This window comes from Mesorhizobium sp. M0011 (assembly GCF_040324155.1).
Lineage (GTDB): Bacteria > Pseudomonadota > Alphaproteobacteria > Rhizobiales > Rhizobiaceae > Mesorhizobium.
Genome location: NZ_JAMYVQ010000008.1, coordinates 146,155 through 163,913, shown reverse-complemented (window position 1 = coordinate 163,913; position 17,759 = coordinate 146,155). Strand labels below are relative to the sequence as shown.

The 17,759-nt window shown below is 62.4% G+C and carries 18 protein-coding genes and 1 pseudogene; 10 read left to right on the top strand and 9 right to left on the bottom strand.

Annotated elements, in window-relative coordinates:
* Nucleotides 1-130: 130 nt before the first annotated feature.
* The gene (locus NKK51_RS12100; RefSeq protein WP_352553018.1) at nt 131-544 is read left to right on the top strand and encodes a hypothetical protein; all 414 of its coding nucleotides are present in this window, start codon (nt 131-133) and stop codon (nt 542-544) included.
* A 66-nt stretch (nt 545-610) separates the two neighbouring features.
* On the opposite strand, the gene NKK51_RS12095 is transcribed toward NKK51_RS12100, so the two are convergent.
* The 3 genes from NKK51_RS12095 to NKK51_RS12085 all read right to left on the bottom strand — a co-directional run bounded on the left by NKK51_RS12095 (nt 611) and on the right by NKK51_RS12085 (nt 3,235).
* Complete coding sequence (locus NKK51_RS12095) at nt 611-2,182, bottom strand: GMC family oxidoreductase (protein WP_352553016.1); 1,572 nt, start codon at nt 2,180-2,182, stop codon at nt 611-613.
* A 46-nt stretch (nt 2,183-2,228) separates the two neighbouring features.
* The gene (locus NKK51_RS12090; protein WP_352553014.1) at nt 2,229-2,759 is read right to left on the bottom strand and encodes a gluconate 2-dehydrogenase subunit 3 family protein; all 531 of its coding nucleotides are present in this window, start codon (nt 2,757-2,759) and stop codon (nt 2,229-2,231) included.
* Nucleotides 2,760-2,839: 80 nt separating this feature from the next.
* Nucleotides 2,840-3,235, bottom strand: a complete 396-nt coding sequence (locus NKK51_RS12085) for a VOC family protein (protein WP_352553012.1) — start codon at nt 3,233-3,235, stop codon at nt 2,840-2,842.
* A gap of 226 nt (nt 3,236-3,461) precedes the next feature.
* On the opposite strand from NKK51_RS12085, the gene NKK51_RS12080 reads away from it, so the two are divergent.
* Entirely contained in the window at nt 3,462-3,767 is a 306-nt protein-coding gene (locus tag NKK51_RS12080; RefSeq protein ID WP_023813015.1) for a ribbon-helix-helix domain-containing protein, read from the top strand.
* A 10-nt stretch (nt 3,768-3,777) separates the two neighbouring features.
* On the opposite strand, the gene NKK51_RS12075 is transcribed toward NKK51_RS12080, so the two are convergent.
* On the bottom strand, nt 3,778-4,215 hold the full coding sequence (locus NKK51_RS12075) for a VOC family protein (protein WP_023813016.1): 438 nt from the start codon (nt 4,213-4,215) through the stop codon (nt 3,778-3,780).
* A gap of 581 nt (nt 4,216-4,796) precedes the next feature.
* Here NKK51_RS12075 and NKK51_RS12070 point away from each other — a divergent pair.
* From NKK51_RS12070 to NKK51_RS12060, 3 genes and pseudogenes are all read left to right on the top strand, one after another.
* Nucleotides 4,797-5,423 carry a gluconate 2-dehydrogenase subunit 3 family protein gene (locus tag NKK51_RS12070; protein ID WP_352553010.1) on the top strand — a complete coding sequence of 209 codons (627 nt, stop codon included), beginning with the start codon at nt 4,797-4,799 and terminating at the stop codon, nt 5,421-5,423.
* Between the two features lie 2 nt (nt 5,424-5,425).
* A pseudogene (locus NKK51_RS12065) lies at nt 5,426-7,017 on the top strand (GMC family oxidoreductase).
* Entirely contained in the window at nt 6,908-8,233 is a 1,326-nt protein-coding gene (locus tag NKK51_RS12060; RefSeq protein WP_352553008.1) for a cytochrome c, read from the top strand. The pseudogene NKK51_RS12065 and the gene NKK51_RS12060 overlap by 110 nt, the downstream one beginning before the upstream one ends.
* A 9-nt stretch (nt 8,234-8,242) precedes the next feature.
* Here NKK51_RS12060 and NKK51_RS12055 read toward each other — a convergent pair whose 3' ends face one another.
* Both NKK51_RS12055 and cckA read right to left on the bottom strand, forming a co-directional pair.
* On the bottom strand, nt 8,243-8,950 hold the full coding sequence (locus NKK51_RS12055; protein WP_352553006.1) for a purine-nucleoside phosphorylase: 708 nt from the start codon (nt 8,948-8,950) through the stop codon (nt 8,243-8,245).
* Between the two features lie 86 nt (nt 8,951-9,036).
* Nucleotides 9,037-11,610, bottom strand: a complete 2,574-nt coding sequence (gene cckA, locus NKK51_RS12050) for a cell cycle histidine kinase CckA (RefSeq protein WP_023813021.1) — start codon at nt 11,608-11,610, stop codon at nt 9,037-9,039.
* A gap of 223 nt (nt 11,611-11,833) precedes the next feature.
* Here cckA and NKK51_RS12045 point away from each other — a divergent pair, with 223 nt between their 5' ends.
* A complete protein-coding gene (locus NKK51_RS12045; protein ID WP_023813022.1) occupies nt 11,834-12,574 on the top strand; it encodes a flagellar biosynthetic protein FliO in 741 nt (246 codons plus the stop codon).
* Here the strand turns inward: NKK51_RS12045 and NKK51_RS12040 are convergent.
* Nucleotides 12,562-12,810: a hypothetical protein gene (locus NKK51_RS12040; protein ID WP_352553004.1), complete on the bottom strand. Its 249-nt coding sequence runs from the start codon at nt 12,808-12,810 to the stop codon at nt 12,562-12,564. The two genes, NKK51_RS12045 and NKK51_RS12040, sit on opposite strands and share 13 nt — an antisense overlap.
* The gene (dksA, locus tag NKK51_RS12035) at nt 12,776-13,192 is read right to left on the bottom strand and encodes an RNA polymerase-binding protein DksA (protein WP_023813023.1); all 417 of its coding nucleotides are present in this window, start codon (nt 13,190-13,192) and stop codon (nt 12,776-12,778) included. Before dksA ends, NKK51_RS12040 begins: the two co-directional genes overlap by 35 nt.
* A 330-nt stretch (nt 13,193-13,522) precedes the next feature.
* On the opposite strand from dksA, the gene NKK51_RS12030 reads away from it, so the two are divergent.
* From NKK51_RS12030 to NKK51_RS12015, 4 genes are all read left to right on the top strand, one after another.
* Complete coding sequence (locus tag NKK51_RS12030) at nt 13,523-14,026, top strand: SixA phosphatase family protein (protein WP_352440299.1); 504 nt, start codon at nt 13,523-13,525, stop codon at nt 14,024-14,026.
* Between the two features lie 63 nt (nt 14,027-14,089).
* Nucleotides 14,090-15,568 (top strand): YcjX family GTP-binding protein, encoded by a 1,479-nt coding sequence (locus NKK51_RS12025; RefSeq protein WP_352553002.1) that lies wholly within the window; start codon nt 14,090-14,092, stop codon nt 15,566-15,568.
* Nucleotides 15,565-16,656, top strand: coding sequence for a YcjF family protein (locus NKK51_RS12020; RefSeq protein ID WP_023813026.1), 1,092 nt, complete (start codon nt 15,565-15,567; stop codon nt 16,654-16,656). The genes NKK51_RS12025 and NKK51_RS12020 overlap by 4 nt, the downstream gene beginning before the upstream one ends.
* A gap of 135 nt (nt 16,657-16,791) precedes the next feature.
* Nucleotides 16,792-17,346 (top strand): hypothetical protein, encoded by a 555-nt coding sequence (locus tag NKK51_RS12015; protein ID WP_023813027.1) that lies wholly within the window; start codon nt 16,792-16,794, stop codon nt 17,344-17,346.
* Nucleotides 17,347-17,412: 66 nt separating this feature from the next.
* Here the strand turns inward: NKK51_RS12015 and NKK51_RS12010 are convergent, their stop codons facing one another.
* The gene (locus NKK51_RS12010) at nt 17,413-17,679 is read right to left on the bottom strand and encodes a hypothetical protein (protein ID WP_127295927.1); all 267 of its coding nucleotides are present in this window, start codon (nt 17,677-17,679) and stop codon (nt 17,413-17,415) included.
* Nucleotides 17,680-17,759: the final 80 nt, after the last annotated feature.

The following is a 17,759-nucleotide window of genomic DNA, read 5'->3' as shown; positions in this document are numbered from 1 at the left end:
CGCAGCTGCTGCCTATTTTTCGATCACTTTCCCAATCTGCCTAGATTTTGATCTCACCAGTGCCTCAGGCGACCGATGTTGCAGCGCGGTGCAAAAATAGGGCAAGCTCGCTCTTCAAGCGAGCGACGTCATGGTTTCAGGTATTTCACGTATTTTCATCGGCATAGTACTTCTGACGGCAGCAACCGGGGCAGCGCGAGCCGATTTCAGCGACGGCAAGATGCCTGACGGCGCCTATCATTGCGAAGTGTACCTGCTTGGCATGTTCCTCAGCCTCGGCGACATCACCATCAAGGGGAACGTCTACAGCGGCCCCGTCTACACCAGCCTCGGCGTCTTCGGCACCGCGCGGCAGGGCTATAACTACCAAATGGACGCAAACGGCGTGATCTCGTGGCTGGGGCCGCTGGGCGGATATACCGCCGGCGGCAATTCACTGTCGCTGACCCAGGCGACGCTGGACGGTGAAACCGCGCCTTCCTTCGACATCATCATGAAGCAGCCCGACGGCGCCTTCACCGCCTCGACCTGCACCAAGCAATGAGGCGGCAAGGAAAAAAGGCGCGGAACCTTGCGGGTTCCGCGCCAGCAGTCTGTCGGGAGGATTTGACTAGATCGTCTTTGCCGACATCTGCGCGGCGATGTAGTCGGCTTGGCGGATCGCGAGCGACACGATCGTCAGGGTCGGGTTTTCGGCGGCCCCGGTGGTGAACTGGCTGCCGTCGGACACGAACAGGTTCTTGATGTCGTGCGCCTGGCCGTGCTTGTTGACGACGCCGTCTTCCGCTTTCTCGCTCATCCGGTTGGTGCCGAGATTGTGGGTCGACGGATAGGGCGGCGTCGGGAAGGTGCGGGTGGCGCCGACCGCATCGTAAAGTGCCGTAGCCTGCTTGTAGGCGTGGTTGCGCATCGCGGTGTCGTTCGGATGGTCGTCGAAATGCACGTCGGCGATCGGCATGCCGTGCGCGTCCTTTTCGTCGGTATGCAGCGTGATGCGGTTCTCCGCACGCGGCATGTCCTCACCGACGATCCACAGGCCGGCCATGTGGTCGTAATGATCGAGTGCGGCGGTGAACGAGCGCCCCCAGGCACCCGGATCGAGGAACGCCGCCATGAACGGCAGGCCGAGCGACAGCGTCTCGAACTCGTAACCACCCACGAAACCGCGCGATGGATCATGCCGCGCCTCGTCGCGGATGATGCCGGCCATGGTCGTGCCGCGATACATGTGCACCGGTCTGTCGAAGATGGCATAGACCGAGCCGGTGGTGTGACGCATGTAGTTCTTGCCGACCTGACCCGACGAGTTGGCAAGCCCATCGGGGAATTTTCCCGATGCCGAATTGAGCAGCAGCCGCGGGCTCTCGATCGAATTGCCGGCAACCGCGACGATGCGCGCCTTCTGCTCCTGCAGCTTGCCGTCCTTGTCGGCGTAGACGACGCCGGTCACCTTTCCGCTAGCGTCGTGGTTGATCTTGATCGCCATGGCGTTCGGCCTGACTTCGAGATGGCCTGTCGCCTCGCCCTTGGGGATCTCGGTGTAGAGCGTCGACCATTTGGCGCCCCATTTGCAGCCCTGGAAGCAGAAGCCGGTCTGCTGGCAAGACATGCGGTCGTCACGATCGACCGAATTGATCGCCATGTTGCCGGTGTGGCATTCCTTATAGCCGAGCTTGTCGGCGCCGGCCTTCAGCACCTTGAAATTGTTGTTGCCCGGCAGCCGCGGCCAGTCATTGGTGCCGGTGACGCCCATCTTGGCTTCAGCCTTGGCATAGTAGGGCTCCAGCTCGGCCAGCGTGATCGGCCAATCGAGCAGGTTGGCGCCTTCCAATTTGCCGTAGGTCGACAGCGTCTTGAACTCATGCTCCTGGATGCGCAGCGAGGCTCCGGCCCAATGCGTGGTCGAACCGCCGACCGACTTGACGATCCAGGCCGGCAGGTTCGGAAAATCCTTGGCCACACGCCAGTCGCCGGACGTGGTGCGCTTGTCCGTCCAGGCGAGCTGGCTGAACGAACCCCACTCGTCATTGACGAAGTCTTCGTATTCGTGGCGCGCGCCGGCTTCCAGGATGACGACGTCGACACCCTTCTGGGCGAGTTCGTTGCCGAGCGTGCCGCCGCCGGCGCCCGAGCCGATGATGACGACCACGCCGTCGTTGTTCAGATCAAATGAAGCTGCCATGGTTTCCTCCCATGATTTCTGTTTGCGGGTTCAGGAACGACGGGGCTCAGAGCCATTCGATGTCGTCGAAACCGCGCGCGATGTAGCCGCCCTTGGAATAGGACTCGCCCTCGTAACCGAAGATCGGCCACACCTCTTTCTGGTTGTAGAGGCTGACGACGAGGCCGCCTCTGATGGCCTGGAAGAATGGCGTCACCTCGATTTGCTTCAACACGGCGACCCGCTGCTCCTCCCAGCCAAGGCCGCGATAGCCGCCGCCACCGGACTTCTTGTCGAGGTCGGCGATGCCGTCCTCGAGCATCGCCTTGTAGGCGGCGTCCTTGCCGGCCTGCTCGTCATGACCTTTCACGGCAATGGCGTAATATTTGTCCGGAACCTGATCGTGCGGATAGATGTCACGCGCCATCTGGATCAGCGTCGCCATGGTTTCGGGCTTGAGTGCCGATGTCTCGAGCCCCCAGGCATGTTCGGGGCTGATGACGGCGCTGCCGGAGATGACGAGCAGCGCGCCGATGCCGCCGCGTCTGAGAAGCTCTCGACGGGAAAGCCCAGGCTTCGCGTCATAGATCGTGACCATTTTTATTCCTCCCTGCTTGCTATTTGCACCCTTGAGAGTGCCGTTGCTGGCGCTACCTGCCGGTGCGGCTGCAATGTCTCCTATTGAAAGCGACCTGTGCGTTGCAGAACCTCGATCTTGTAGCCGTCGGGGTCCTCGATGAAGAAGAAACGCGCGATCAGCGACCCGTCGCGGTTGAACTCGACGATCTTCTTCGGATTGAGGCCAAGCGCACCGAGACGATCATGTTCGCCGTCGAGATCGGCGACCGAGACCGCAAGGTGACCGTAGCCGTCGCCGAGCCTGTAAGGCTCCTGCCGATCCTTGTTCACGGTCAGTTCGAGCTCGAACCCTGCCTCGGCATTGCTGAGGTAAAGGAGCGTGAATGTCTCGAAATCCAGCCTGTCGGCGACATCGAGCCCGAAGGCGTTTCTGTAGAAATCGACGGACCGGGCCTCTTCGAGAACCCGGATCATGCTGTGGATCGCCTTGGCCAAATCAGTCTCCGCTCTGGTGTGGAGACGATTATGCGCGGCACGGACAAAAGGTGGTGGCAGCCGGTTACCACGCCCGAAGCCGTGAACCGTCCTCCATCGCCAACAAGGACAAAAGTCCGATTGCCGTGGCGGCGATTTTACCCGAGAATGCATGTGGGGACAGGTCAAGCAGTATCAAACTGCACGCCCGTCCACCCAAGACCAACAATCATGGGAGGTTTGTCGGATGTGCAGGGTGTTTGCGGGCCAGGATCCCGAAGGCTATCGCCAGATCAACCGGTCGATTCGCATCGACGGCCACTCGACCAGCATCCAGCTTGAAGGAACATTCTGGGCGTTGCTCGACGAGATCGCCGAGAACCAGAACCTGACGACGCCGAAATTCATCTCCAAGCTCTATGACGAAGCCATAGAGATCAACGGCGCCATCCCGAACTTTGCGTCGATGCTGCGCACCACCTGCGCGCTCTATCTGCGCGGCCATCGGCCAGGGATGGATGAGCAGATGGTGCCGAAGCGGGAGGCCGCTTAGCGTATTGCGCTCAGCTGAGTTCTTGGGCGAGCCCGATGAGAAGCCCTCCAGGCCCTCGAATGTAACATAGCCGATACACGTCTCTATACTGGACGACTTCGCCTTCGAGCCGCGCACCGCGATTGCGGAGCCTTTCGAGCGTCCCGTCAATGTCGTCCACAGTGAACATGACGCGGAGGTAGCCCAGGGCGTTTACCGGGGCGTTGCGGTGATCGGCGACGACAGGCGGCGTGAGGAAACGGGACAGTTCGAGCCGGCTGTGGCCGTCGGGCGTCCGCATCATGGCAATCTCGACGCGCTGATCGCCCAGTCCCGTGACACGTCCGGCCCATTCTCCTTCGATCGTAGCCCGCCCTTCGAGCTCAAGGCCGAGCTCGCCAAAGAAACCAATCGTCTCTTCAAGGTCATCGACGACGATTCCTATGTTGTCCATCCGTTTGAGCGCCATGGTGTTCAGTCTACAAGGTGTCGTCCAGGTCGTAAACTCATTAGCCTGCTTGCCAGCTGAGCAAGTATGATCAAGGGGTCTTGAGAGCCTGGTGATGCGTCGCGGTAGGGCCTGGCATTGACCGCGACCTCGAACGCCACCCGGTCAGTGGCTGGTTCCTGATTCATGCCTGATGGCACGACGCTGTTTCTATCGGTCCAGCATCCGGGCAGGTAGGCCGGATGCTTCGCGGGATCGTGGCCCGACTTTCGGGCAGCCATCCGGCTTCAACAACACACCCAGACCCGATCGGCAGTCGACCGAACCCTCGCTAACGATTTTGTGATGTGGTTGACGAGGTCATTTTCATCTCGCAGTCTATCGGCATTCGGTCTGCGGATTAACCCAACTATCGTTGTCATGATTACTTGGGCGTCACTTCCCGGGCGCGTTCTCTTATTTTCGAGATTCCTAATATTAACCATCGCAATCCTGTTCGAATGAATCGGCGTCTTTTCCTGTCCTCGGTCGCAATATTTACGGCAACCGCGACATCGGCCGGTTTTGCGCGATCGTTCTCGGGCACTTTGCCCTGGACGCCAATGGCATCCGATCCACCCACGCAGGTCGTGGCCGGCGGCTGGCACTTTTTCTCAGCCCAGGAAGCAGCCCTTGTCGAGGCGATCGTCGACCGCATCATTCCGGCCGACGAGCTCAGCATGGGCGGCAAGGAAGCCGGTTGCGCCGTCTATATCGACAGGCAGTTGATGGGGGCGTTCGGAGCGTCGAGCCGGCTTTACACGCAAGGCCCGTTTCTGCCTGGACTGCCCACCCAGGGCTATCAGGGCGAGGCCAATCCGGCGCAGCGCTACCGCACCGGGCTTGCCGCCATCGACGCCTTCCTCAAACAGCGGGACGGCAAGACATTCGTCGAGCTCGCATCGGCCGAACAGGATGCCTTCCTGACGGCAATGGAGGCCGGGAAAGTCGACCTGCCCAATGGCGTCAAGGGTCCCGGTTTCTTCGGGCTTCTGCTGCAGAACACCATGGAAGGGTTCTTTGCCGACCCCGTCTATGGCGGCAACAAGGACATGGTCTCGTGGCGCATGCTTGGTTTTCCAGGTGCCCGCTACGACTACCGCGACCATGTCAGCAAACACAATCAGCCATATCCGCAGCCGCCTGTCTCGATCATCGGGCGTCCCGAATGGCTCGGCAAAGGCGCCTGATCATGACCAAGATACTGCCTCGCAAAGATGTCGTGATCGTCGGCCTCGGCTGGAGGATCCATTCTGGCCCACGAATTGACCGATCAGGGCTTGGACGTGGTGGCCATAGAGCGCGGCCCCTGGCGCGACACGGCAACCGATTTCAACATCGGCTATGCGCAGGACGAGTTGCGCTACAGCATCCGGCGCGACCTCTTCCTGCAGCCGACCGTCGAAACCATGACGGCGCGCAATGACCCGTCGCAGAAGGCGCTGCCGATGCGCGATTTCGGCTCCTTCCTCCCCGGCAACGGCGTCGGCGGCGCCGGCGTCCACTGGAACGGCCACACCTGGCGGTTCTGGGATTCGGACTTTCAGATAAAGACCAATCTGACGAAGAAATACGGTGCATCGAGAATCGCCGATCTCCAGGTCGAGGACTGGGGCGTGACCGGCGCGGAGATGGAGCCCTATTACGACCAGTTCGAGTATCTGGCAGGCATCTCGGGCAAGGCCGGCAATATCAAGGGGCAGTTGCAGGAAGGCGGCAATCCGTTCGAGGATCCAAGGTCGCGGGATTATCCGAACCCGCCGATGCAGATGACCTACGCGCCAACCCTGTTCGCCGAGGTCGGCCGGTCGATCGGCCTGCATCCCTTCCCGACCCCATCCGCCAACATGTCGCGGGCCTATGTCAACCCGCTCGGCATCGCCATGGGTCAATGCACCTATTGCGGGTTCTGCGAACGCTTCGGCTGTGCCAACTATTCGAAGTCGAGCGCCCAGACCACCGTCCTTCCCGTGCTGATGAAGAAGTCGAATTTCGAGGTTCGCACCGACAGCGAGGTTCTGCATGTCGATCTGGCTCCCGGAGGCAAGTCGGCGCGCGGCGTCACCTATGTCGACACGTCAGGCGAGGAATATTTCCAGCCGGCCGATCTGGTGCTGCTGTGCGCCTACGGCCTGCACAATGCCCGGCTGATGATGCTGTCCGGTATCGGCAAGATCTACGATCCCGGCAGTGGCGAAGGAACGGTTGGGCGCAATTACTGCTACCAGACAAATGCCGGCGTGCAGGTGTTCTTCGACGACAAGAACTTCAACCCGTTCATCGCCGCCGGCGCGCTCGGCCAGACGATCGACGATTACAATGGTGACGCGTTCGACCACGGCGCGCTGGACTTCGTCGGCGGCGCGGGCATCAACTGCATTCCCACCAACGGGCGCCCGATCGGAACCAGGCCGACCTTGCCCGGCACGCCGAAATGGGGCAGCGCCTGGAAGAAGGCAACGGTCGAGGGTTACAGGAGCACGCTTGGCTACTCGTCCCAGGGAAGCAGTTACGCGACGCGCAACAACTACCTCGACCGTCCCCTACCAGAGCACCCACAATACGGGCGGCGCCATCATGGGAACGGACCCGAAGAAGAGCGCGGTCAACACCTTCCTCCAAAGCTGGGACGTCCCCAATGTCTTCGTCATCGGCGCGTTGGCCTTCCCGCAGAATGCCGGCAAAAACCCGACAGGAACCGTCGGCGCGCTCGCTTTCCGCGCCGCCGATGCCATCCGCAATCAATATCTGCGCAATCCCGGTGCACCCCTGGTGCAGGCATGAACAAGCTCGTTTTCACGCTCGCCATCGGCGCCGCGGCCCTCAACGCGGGCCCGGCACGGAGTGCCGACCAGGCGGACCAGATCATACGTGGACAGTGTATCAGGCCGTACTCGGCGACTGCGCAGGCTGTCATACGCAGGCCGGGGGCAAACCGCTGGCTGGCGGACTACCGCTCGAAACGCCGTTCGGCATGCTTGTCCCGCCCAACATAACCCCCGACGGCGAAACGGGCATCGGCAATTGGTCGGAAGCCGATTTCCGCAGCATGATGAAGTCAGGCATCGGCCACAATGGCGTGCGGCTCTACCCCGCAATGCCCTACCCCGCCTATACCAGGATGAACGATCGGGACATTTCCGACCTGTGGGCCTATCTGACGACGGTTGAACCGGTATCGAACAAGGTCGAGGCCAATCAGCTGCCCTTCCCGTTGAACATCCGGTTGGCGATGCTGGGCTGGAATGCCCTCAACTTTACCGAGGCAAGCTTTCAGCCGGATTCCTCCAAATCGGCGGAGTGGAATCGCGGCGCCTATATCGTCCAGGGTGCAGGACATTGCGGCACCTGCCACTCGCCCAAATCTTTCCTTGGCGCCGACAAGGACAGCGAGTTCCTGCAAGGTGCCTCCCTGCAAGGCTGGTTTGCCCCCGACATTACCAACAATGCGCAATCGGGCCTTGGGAAATGGTCTCAGGAGGATCTGGTCCAATACCTCAAGACCGGCGTCAACGCGCATTCGATTGCATCAGGTCCGATGGCGGAGGCCATCGAGAACTCCACGTCGAAAATGACCGATCCCGATCTCAAGGCGGTTGCAGTCTACCTCAAGAGCCTGGGCTCGGATGTCGACAGCGTCCAACCGGCAAAACCTGACGCGACACGGATGGCAACGGGCGAGGCAATCTATCGCGACAATTGCTCGGCTTGCCATGGTGGAGATGGTGCCGGGTCAGGCGTGCTTTTCCCTTCCCTTGCCGGCAATTCGATCGTCGCGCAGGGCAGTTCCGAAACATTGGCCCGGCTCGTCCTTGCCGGCAGCCAGGCCGTGCACACGGCTGATGCACCGACTACGCCCGCCATGCCCTCCCTGGCCTGGCGCCTGAAAGACCAGGAGGTCGCCGACGTCCTGACCTATGTGCGCGCCAGCTGGGGCAACGCCGCCCCGGCGGTCTCCTCTGACGATGTCGCTGCCGTACGCAAGGGGCTGACCCGGTAGACCCGTACTCTAGCTCTCTGCTGCGACAGCGAGCGCCAGACGGCTCATGTCTGCGAACAATTCCTGGCGCTCGGAATAGTCGGTCTGTTCGCCGGTCTCGATGTTGTCGACCACAACACACATCGACAGCGCACGCGCTCCGAAATGCTCCGATATGCGATAGAGCGCGCTGGTTTCCATATCCACGGCCAGAGCTCCTTCCGACCGCGCAACGGCAAAACGGGCGCGCCCTTCCGGGTGATAGAAGATGTCGCTGCACACCGTCAGGCCGGCATGATGGTCGATGCCGAATTCTACCGCCTTGGCCAGTGACGATGCGAGAAGCGCCGGGTCGGGGCCAGCGGGTCCATAAAGGCCGAAAACCTGGCCGCTCTGGGCGCTTTCCGCCTGTGCCGATTGTGAGATGACAAGGCTGCGCAGTTTCGCCTTTGCGGTCAGGCTGCCGCAGGTGCCGGTGCGGATCAAGGTCCGGGCGCCATAATGGTCCAGCAGTTCATGCGCATAGATCAGAAATGATGAAACGCCGATGCCCGTCGCCTGAATGCTGATGGACTTGCCACGAAACAGCCCGGTGAAGCCAAGCGTGCCGCGGCGGCGATTGATGCAGCGCGGCGCTTCCAGGAACGTTCGCGCCATCCATTCGGCACGCTGCGGATCACCCGGCAACAACACCGTGTCGGCGTAGTCGTCCTTGTCCGCTTCGTTGTGCGGCGTCACAAGTTGCTCCCCTAAGCCTTCCTGCCGTTTCACCCGCAATCATGGCGTTGTCACGGCGTTGTGCAAGGAGGAACATGGGAAAGTCTCTAAGACTCCAGCACGTCCTTGACGATCGTCGCCAGTTGCTTGAGCGAAAACGGCTTGGGCAGAAAGCCGAAATGCGCATCTGCCGGGAGGTTTCTGGCGAATGCGTCCTCGGCGTAGCCGGACACGAAGACGAACTTGATGTCCGGCTGGCGCTTGCGCAATTCACCAAGCAGTGTCGGTCCGTCCATTTCCGGCATGACCACGTCGGAAACGACGATATCGACCTTGCCGCCCAGCGCCTCGAACACTTCCAGCGCCTCGACGCCCGACGATGCCTCGTGCACGGTGTAGCCACGCGAGGTCAGCGCCCGCATGCCGCCCATGCGCACGGCATCCTCGTCCTCGACGAGCAGCACCGTGGCCGAGCCCGACAGATCCTTGGCCGGATCGGCGACCTTTGCCGGCGCTGCCGGCGCATCGCCGGGCTCGCCTGCTTTTTTCGCTTCGGCGATGTGACGCGGCAGGAAAATGCGGAAAGTCGAGCCTTTGCCGACTTCGGAATCGCAGAAGATGAAGCCGCCGGTCTGCTTGATGATGCCGTAGACCATCGACAGGCCAAGGCCGGTGCCCTTGCCGACTTCCTTGGTGGTGAAGAAAGGCTCGAAAATCTTCTTCAGCACGTCGGGCGCGATGCCGCTGCCGGTGTCCTCGACTTCGACCACGACATAGTCCGCCGGGGCGAGTTCGCGGTAGGAAAAGGCCTTGCACTCCTCGGCGGTCACATTGCGGGTGCGCACGGTGAGATCGCCGCCCGCCGGCATTGCGTCGCGCGCGTTGACCGCAAGGTTGACCACCACCTGCTCGAACTGCCCGATATCGACCTTGACCGGCCACAGGTCGCGGCCATGGTCGACCTTCAGCTTGATGTCGTTGCCGACCAGGCGGGCGAGCAGCATCCTGAGATCGGCGAGCACGTCGGTCAGATTGAGCACTTCCGGCCGCAACGTCTGCTTGCGCGAGAAGGCCAGAAGCTGCCGCACCAGCGAAGCCGCCCGGTTGGCGTTCTGCTTGATGTTCATGATGTCGGGGAAGGAGGGGTCCGACGGACGGTGGTTGGTCAACAAAAGGTCGGACGCCATGATGATGGCGGTCAGCACATTGTTGAAATCATGCGCGATGCCGCCGGCAAGCTGGCCGACCGCCTGCATCTTCTGGCTTTGCGCCATCTGCCCTTCGAGTGCTTTTTGCTCCGTTGTCTCGACGGCGTAGACGATGGCCGACTCCTCGGCCCCCTCGCCGCCGGTGCCGTCGGCGACGGCGTTGACGTAGAAGCGGATGTGCCGTTCGTCGTTGCCAGGCAAAAGCGTGTCGATCGGCTCGATGTCGGCCTGCCGCTGCTGCGCTTTCTCGAAGGCAGCCGCGAAGGCCGGCCGGTCGCGTTCGTGGATCACCGTGTCGAGCCTTACGCGACGGTCGACGGCGTCGCGATCGACGACAGACGAAAACAGCGACAGGAACGGCGCATTGGTACGCAGGATGCGCCCATTGTGGTCGACGCCGGCGATCGCCATCGGTGTCGAGTTGAAGAAGCGGGTGAAGCGCACTTCCGAAGCCCGCAAATCGGCAGAGGCATCCTCGCCTTGCGTGCGGTTGAGCACGATCGTGCGTGTCGGCCCGTTCAATCCTTCGCGGCTGGCCGAAACGCGGTGCATGAAGCGCACCGGCAGCGCTTCGCCCGTCGTGGTCGTCAGGTCGAGATCTATCACCGCGTTGCGTGTGGTGCCGGGGTCGGCCTTGACCGAGCGGACCAGCGCCATGCCGTCGCCAGCCACGATCTCCGACAGAGACACGGCGCCGGGCGTGAAGCTGGTGAGGTCGATGCCCAGCCATTCGGCGAGCGTGGCGTTGATATAGGTGACGCGGCCCTCCTGGTCGGCCGAAAAGAAGCCGGCCGGCGCGTGGTCGAGATGATCGATCGCCTTCTGCAGATCGAGGAAGAAGCGCTCCTGCTCGGCCCGCTCCTGCGAGATGTCGGCAAGCTGCCAGGCCAGCATCGGCAGCCGCTGGCCTGGAACGCTGAAGGCGCGGGCGCGTGCCCGGTACCAGCGGGCGCCAGGCTCGGCACCGGGCCGAATGGACTGTGCGAGCCTAAACTCGCCGTCGCCCGGCTGGCCGTCGCGCAGGCCGGATGCCAGGCGATAGATCGTCACCGAGGCTTCGGGGACATCCGAGAGCAATCCCTCGACGGTCTTCAGGTCGGCAGCGGACGATGCTCCGGTCATATCCGCATAGGCGCGATTGGCGTAGACGACGCGGCCCTTGGTGTCGGTGACGAGAAGCCCCTGCGACATCGAATCGACGAAGGATTTCGACAGTTCGTCGCCTGTCGAGCGTGGCGTGACCTGCACGAAGCCGATCGCCGTCGCGAACAGGAAGCCGACGCCGATCATCGCCAGCACGCCGAGCATGCCGAGCAGGAAAGGATCGCCGAGGCGCTCGCGGAAAAGCCCGAAGACGATCGCCGCCCCCGTCAGAACGACGATGAAAATGATAAGCCGGGTGACCGCGCCGGGTCGCGTATTCTGGTCGACGATCGGTACCGGATAGAAATCGCCGCGCGCTTCCTTGGCCATGTGCCCCCTGCTCGTGAATTCCGGTGTTCCGACACCCGCCCCTAGCGGGTTGAATCACATTCTCCTAGTCCGGAAAAGGCCTGGGCGGCAAATGTCGGATAAAAATGATGTCTTCCAGGCTTCGGAGTTTTTCTAGCTGTTCACCAGCGTGAAACGCAACTTGCGGTGGCCCGCTGCAACGGTCTAGTGTCTCTTCACTTCCAAGGGCGATCAGGGGAACCCAATGCAATGGCTCGATAGCGTGGCAGGTCCCGGTTATGCCGCAGCATTGTTGTGGACGTTTGCAGCGCTTGTCCTGCTGGTTATCGTTCTCGTTATCATCAAGCTGGTGCGCAACCTGACATTCGGAACCTTCGTCGCCGGTGGCCGGAACCGCAAGACGCGACTGGCCGTCATGGATGCCACCGCCGTCGACAGCCATCGCCGGCTGGTGCTGATACGCCGTGACGATATCGAGCACCTGCTTCTGATCGGCGGCCCGACCGACGTCGTCGTCGAGCGCGATATCCGACTTTCGGCGCTACGCCGGCCGGCATTGACCGGAGATGGCGGCTTGCAGCCGGTTCCGGCCGCCGCGGCCCCGGCAAGACCGCGTCCGCCGCAACCCGCTCCGCCGCCGGCGAGACAGGCTCCCGCTCCACAGCCGGTGAACACGACGCCACCCGCCCGCCCGCGTACAACAGCGCCGCCGGCACCTGCACCGAAGCCGGCAACGCAAAGCTATCAGCCGACCAATGTCACGCCGTTGCCTGCCTACGGCTCCGCCAACGCCAACACCGCCCGGCACGCGCCGCCACCACCGCAGCCGGTGCAGGACAGCATCGACGACACGCTGATGAGGGAACTCGAAGTGTCGCTGGACCAGCCCCGTTCGGGCGGCCCCGTGGGCAAGGCGGCGGCGCCGCCGTCGCTCGACGACGAGATGACCAAGCTTCTCGGCGAACTCTCCAGTCAGAAGAGATGAGCGACCGCCGGGTCGCTATCCCGCGAAACATCGTCGCCGGTCCGCTGCCGAACCACCTCGTCCAAGCGCAAAATATCAAGGGTTTGCGCCTTCGCGCGCCTCAGAGCGGTGGATGCCACACCAATAGAAATGGCCGGAAAACCGGCCATTTCAGAATCGAGTTCGTTCGAGACAGCCGGCCGTGCGCCGCCGGCCTTGACCTCAGTCGTCGCGATAGACTTTTTCGCGGCGCTCATGCCGCTCCTGCGCTTCGATCGACAATGTCGCGATCGGACGCGCATCGAGCCGCTTCAGCGCGATCGGCTCGCCGGTCTCTTCGCAATAGCCGTAAGTGCCTTCGTCGATGCGCTGCAGGGCGGAGTCGATCTTTGCAATGAGCTTGCGCTGACGGTCGCGGGCCCTGAGTTCGATGGCACGGTCGGTTTCCGAAGAGGCGCGATCGGCCAGATCGGGGTGGTTGGCGTTCTCTTGCTGCAGGATTTCCAGTGTTTCGCGCGCTTCGCGCAATATGTCACTCTTCCAGGTGACGAGCTTTGAGCGGAAGTAGGATTTCTGCCGCTCGTTCATGAACGGCTCGTCTTCGGAGGGTACGTAATCGGCGGTAACGATGTCGTTCATTCGACTCACCCAAACTGCCCCAATTTTGGCGCCTATATATTCGTCGTCCGACGCCTGCACAAGCGCAATCGGCCGCTGTCTCACGCAATTGTTAAAGTACCCGTCACGCGTCTCTGCGGCCGCGTACGGTCGCTTTGGTACAAATTCGCCGAGACACTTTCGATCCGGTGGCACATGCTTTCCGAGATTGCCGTGACCCCCGGGGCCGATACGCAAGAGACCTTTGCAGCAAGCAGCATTGGGTGCTTCGCCGTGTTGAAGAGCACGGGCCATTGTGCGCAACGCCGTTCTCGTGGCTAATCCCGGGACGCTTCGGCATTCGGAGGTTGGGTGAGCAGGCTTTATCTGTTGCGACATGCAAAGGCTGGCTGGGCACTGCCCGGCATGCGGGATTTCGATCGCCCGCTCGATGCGTCCGGCCGCGCCGATGCCGAAATGGTGGGGGCCGCCATGCGCTCCCGCCTCTATGTTCCGGACCGGACGCTCTGCTCCAATGCCAAGCGCGCCAAGGAGACGCTGGAAGGCCTGGCCGGCCAGACCGACACCGGCCGGGTTCTGTTCTTCGACGCGCTCTACAGCGCGGACGCGGCCGGGTACCTCCACCTTATCCGCGACAATGGCGGATCAGGCTCATTGCTGGTCATTGGCCACAACCCGATGATGGAAGACCTCACCATGGCAGTTTCGGGCGACGGCGACGAGACTGCGCGGGTCACGCTGAACCATGGGTTCCCGACCGCGGGCCTGGCAGTCGTCCGCTTTGACGGCGATCTTGCCAGCGCCGCCCAAGGCGCCGGCTATCTCGAAGCGTTCCTGACGCCGGCCGATCTCTGAAGCCATTTCAAAGCCGGGTAGCAGAGCCTATATCGGACGGACCGAAGTTCGAGAGAGCATATTTTGGCATCATCGCTGACCACCTTCACCGACGAGGCGAGGATTGCCCTCGACACGCTGTCGGGCCGCGCCACCGGGCTTTTTTCCCCATCGCTGCGCCTCGGCGTGACGGGATTGTCCCGCGCCGGCAAAACGGTGTTCATATCGGCCCTTGTCCACAATTTGATCCATGGCGGCCGCCTGCCGCTGTTCGAGGCGCAGAAATCTGGGCGCATCGCCCGCGCCTTCCTCGAGCAGCAGCCGGACGACGCGGTGCCGCGTTTCCAGTACGAGGACCACATCGCCGCCCTGGTCAACGATCGTGCCTGGCCCGATTCGACGCGCGCCATTTCGGAACTGCGGCTGACCATCGAATATGAATCGGCTTCCGGCTGGAGCCGCATGTTTTCCTCCGGCAGATTGTCGGTCGATATCGTCGACTATCCCGGCGAATGGCTGCTCGATCTGCCGCTGCTCGGCAAATCCTTTGCCGATTTTTCGCACGAAGCCTTTGAAATGGCCGTTCTGCCGGTGCGCGAGGACCTTTCGCAGGGCTGGCGGGCGTTGTCGTCCGGGATCGATCCGAACGCCGACGCCGACGAGATGACGGCGCGCCGCCTGGCCGAAAGCTTCGCCGCCTATCTGAAGGCCTGCAAGCTCGACGAGCGGGCGCTTTCGACCTTGCCGCCCGGCCGTTTCCTGATGCCGGGCGATCTCGAAGGCTCGCCGGCACTGACCTTCGCGCCCCTGGCCGGGATTGGCGACAGGCGTCCGCGCGCAGGGTCGCTGCACGCCATGATGGACAGGCGCTATGAGGCCTACAAGACGCATGTCGTCAAACCCTTCTTCCGCGAACACATCACCCGACTCGATCGCCAGATCGTGCTGATCGACGCCATGCAGGCGCTGAACGCCGGCCCCGGCGCCATGGCCGACCTGGAACGCGCGGTGACCGAGATCCTCAGCTGTTTCCGACCCGGCCGGGGCAGCTTCCTCACCGACCTGTTCTCGCGGCGCATCGACCGCATCCTGGTTGCCGCGACCAAAGCCGACCATCTGCATCACGAAAGCCATGACCGCCTGCAGTCGATCGTGCGGCGGCTTGCCGACCGCGCCGTGGCACGGGCGAATTTCACCGGCGCCGACGTCGATGTGGTCGCCATGGCGGCGGTGCGCGCGACGCGCGAAGGCACCGTCAAGCAAGGCCGAGAGACGTTGCCAGTCATTATCGGCACGCCGATCGCCGGCGAGAAGATCAACGGCGAAACCTTCGATGGAAAAGCTGAAACAGCCATATTTCCCGGTGATTTACCGGAGAAAATTGATGCGGTTTTTGATCTTTCGGGAGCCGATCACAAGCAGGATGCCGCGGACCCTGCAATCCGCTTCGTCCGTTTCCGTCCCCCAAAGCTAGAACGCACGGCCGAAGGTATCACCCTGTCGCTGCCGCATATCAGGCTCGACCGTGCCTTGCAGTTCCTGATCGGAGATCATCTGGCATGACTGCGCCCCGCAAGCCGGCAGCGTTCCGCATCGAGCCGGAAGCCGAACCAAGGCAAGAGGCGCCGCAGGCGCGCCGTGCCCAGGCCGATGCCCAGCGCAAACCCCGCGCGATGAAGGCCGATGTCGCGATGGTCATCCCGGCGGAAGTCGATGTCTTCGACGAGCCTGACATCATTGCCGCGGAGCCGCCGCCGGCGATCGCCCCCAGAAAACGCTCACTGCTCGGCAGCATCTTCTTCGGCGCCTTTGGCGTGCTGGTTTCGCTAGCTGTCGGCCTGTGGACCGACCAGCTCATACGCGACCTCTTCGCGCGCGCCGAATGGCTGGGCTGGCTGGCCGCGGGCATGGCTGCCATCGCCGTGCTGGCGCTTATGGTGATCCTGATTCGCGAGTTCCTGGCGATCGCCCGCCTTGCCGAGGTCGAAAAGCTGCAGAAGCGTGCGCTCGACGCGATCGCCCGCGACGATCCCAAGGCTGCACGATCGGTCGTCGACGAATTGTCGGCCTTTGTCGCGGCCAAACCCGAAACCGCGGCCGGCCGGCGCGCGCTGGCCGAACTGCGCGGCGAAATCATCGACGGCGGCAATCTCGTGCGCTTGGCCGAGGCTGAAATTCTCGGACCACTCGATGCCAGGGCGAAGGTGATGATTCTCGAAGCCGCCAAACGCGTTTCGCTGGTGACGGCGGTCAGTCCACGCGCACTGGTCGATGTCGCCTATGTCGTGTTCGAGGCCGGGCGGCTTATTCGCCGCCTGTCAGAACTCTATGGCGGACGGCCGGGAACGCTGGGTTTCTTCCGCCTGGCGCGCAGCGTGCTGGCGCATCTGGCGGTTACCGGCTCGATCGCGATCGGCGACAGTTTCGTCCAGCAGATCGTCGGCCACGGCCTGGCCGCGCGCCTTTCGGCCAAGCTTGGCGAGGGCGTCGTCAACGGCATGATGACGGCACGCATCGGCATTGCCGCGATGGAGACGGCGCGACCCCTGCCCTTCAGCGCCGCCAAGCGTCCCGGACTTGGTGATTTCCTCTCGGCGCTGACATCGTTCGCAACCAGGAAAGATGGTGAAACGACCCCATCCGGCAAGTGAGCCGGGCTGGAGTGTCTGGACCTTCGGAATTGTTACCGGACTGCTTTGCGGCGGCCCCGCGGTGACGAAGCATTAACCAATCTTGTTCATGGTCAGACGGGTTCCAAACAGCATCTTTGTTGCCGGGTGTCGTCGATGAAAAGCGTAATTCTATCCAGTGTCCTGCCCCTGGCAACGGTGATTACGGCAGTCGTCGGCATTGCCGGAGTGGCCTCTGCGGCCGAGCCTGACAAGCAGTTCTTCCAGTCCGCCGAAGGCAAGTGGATCGGTCCCGGCGAAATCGTCGCCGGCAAGTACAAAGGCACGAAGTTCAACTGCAGCTTCACCGGCTCGACGCCCGACGGCAAGGTCGGCATGTCGCTCGACGGCGGCTGTCGGGTCGGCATGTTCACCCAGCCGATGTCGGCCAAGATCGAGCGCAAGGGCCGTGAGGGCTACAAGGGCAGCTTCATGGGTGGCGCGACCGGTTCCGGCCTCGACATCATCGGCGGCAACGTCGTCGATGCCCGCAAAGTGGTCTTTACCATCAACCGCAACCAGCTGCGCGGCGTCATGCAGGCTCGCATCCCTGACGACAATTCGATGACGGTGACTATTGCCGTGCGCGTCGACGACCAGCTGGTGCCGGTGATCGGCATGAGCCTGAAGCGCGTCGACGCGGTCGAAGTCGGCTCCATCGCGCCGAACTGAACAATTCAAAAGAAAAGGCGGCGACCCAACGGTCGCCGCCTCGTTTGATCCAATCGAATCAGGGCGTTAGCCTTTGATCGTGGCCGTCAGTTCGTCATAGGCCTTGCAGGAGTCGGCCAATGTCGTAGCGCCCTGATACTTGGTTGTCACCGCCTGGACCTTGGCCGTCAGATCAGCCGCTTTGGACGGGTCCTTGGTAATCGCTTCCTGAAGTGCTGCAGCCATGTCCTGCGCCTTCTTGGTCGCGATCTCCGCCGTGCACTCAGGCGCCTTCGAGCAAGCCGAACCGGCAAGCACCGCCAGGCCGACGGCAACAAACAAAAACTTCTTCATGTCAGTCATCTCCTCAAAAAGGGCGCGACTTGATCGTCGATCACCCTCCAATGGCCGAAGCCGAGCGTCCTTAGCCTTCG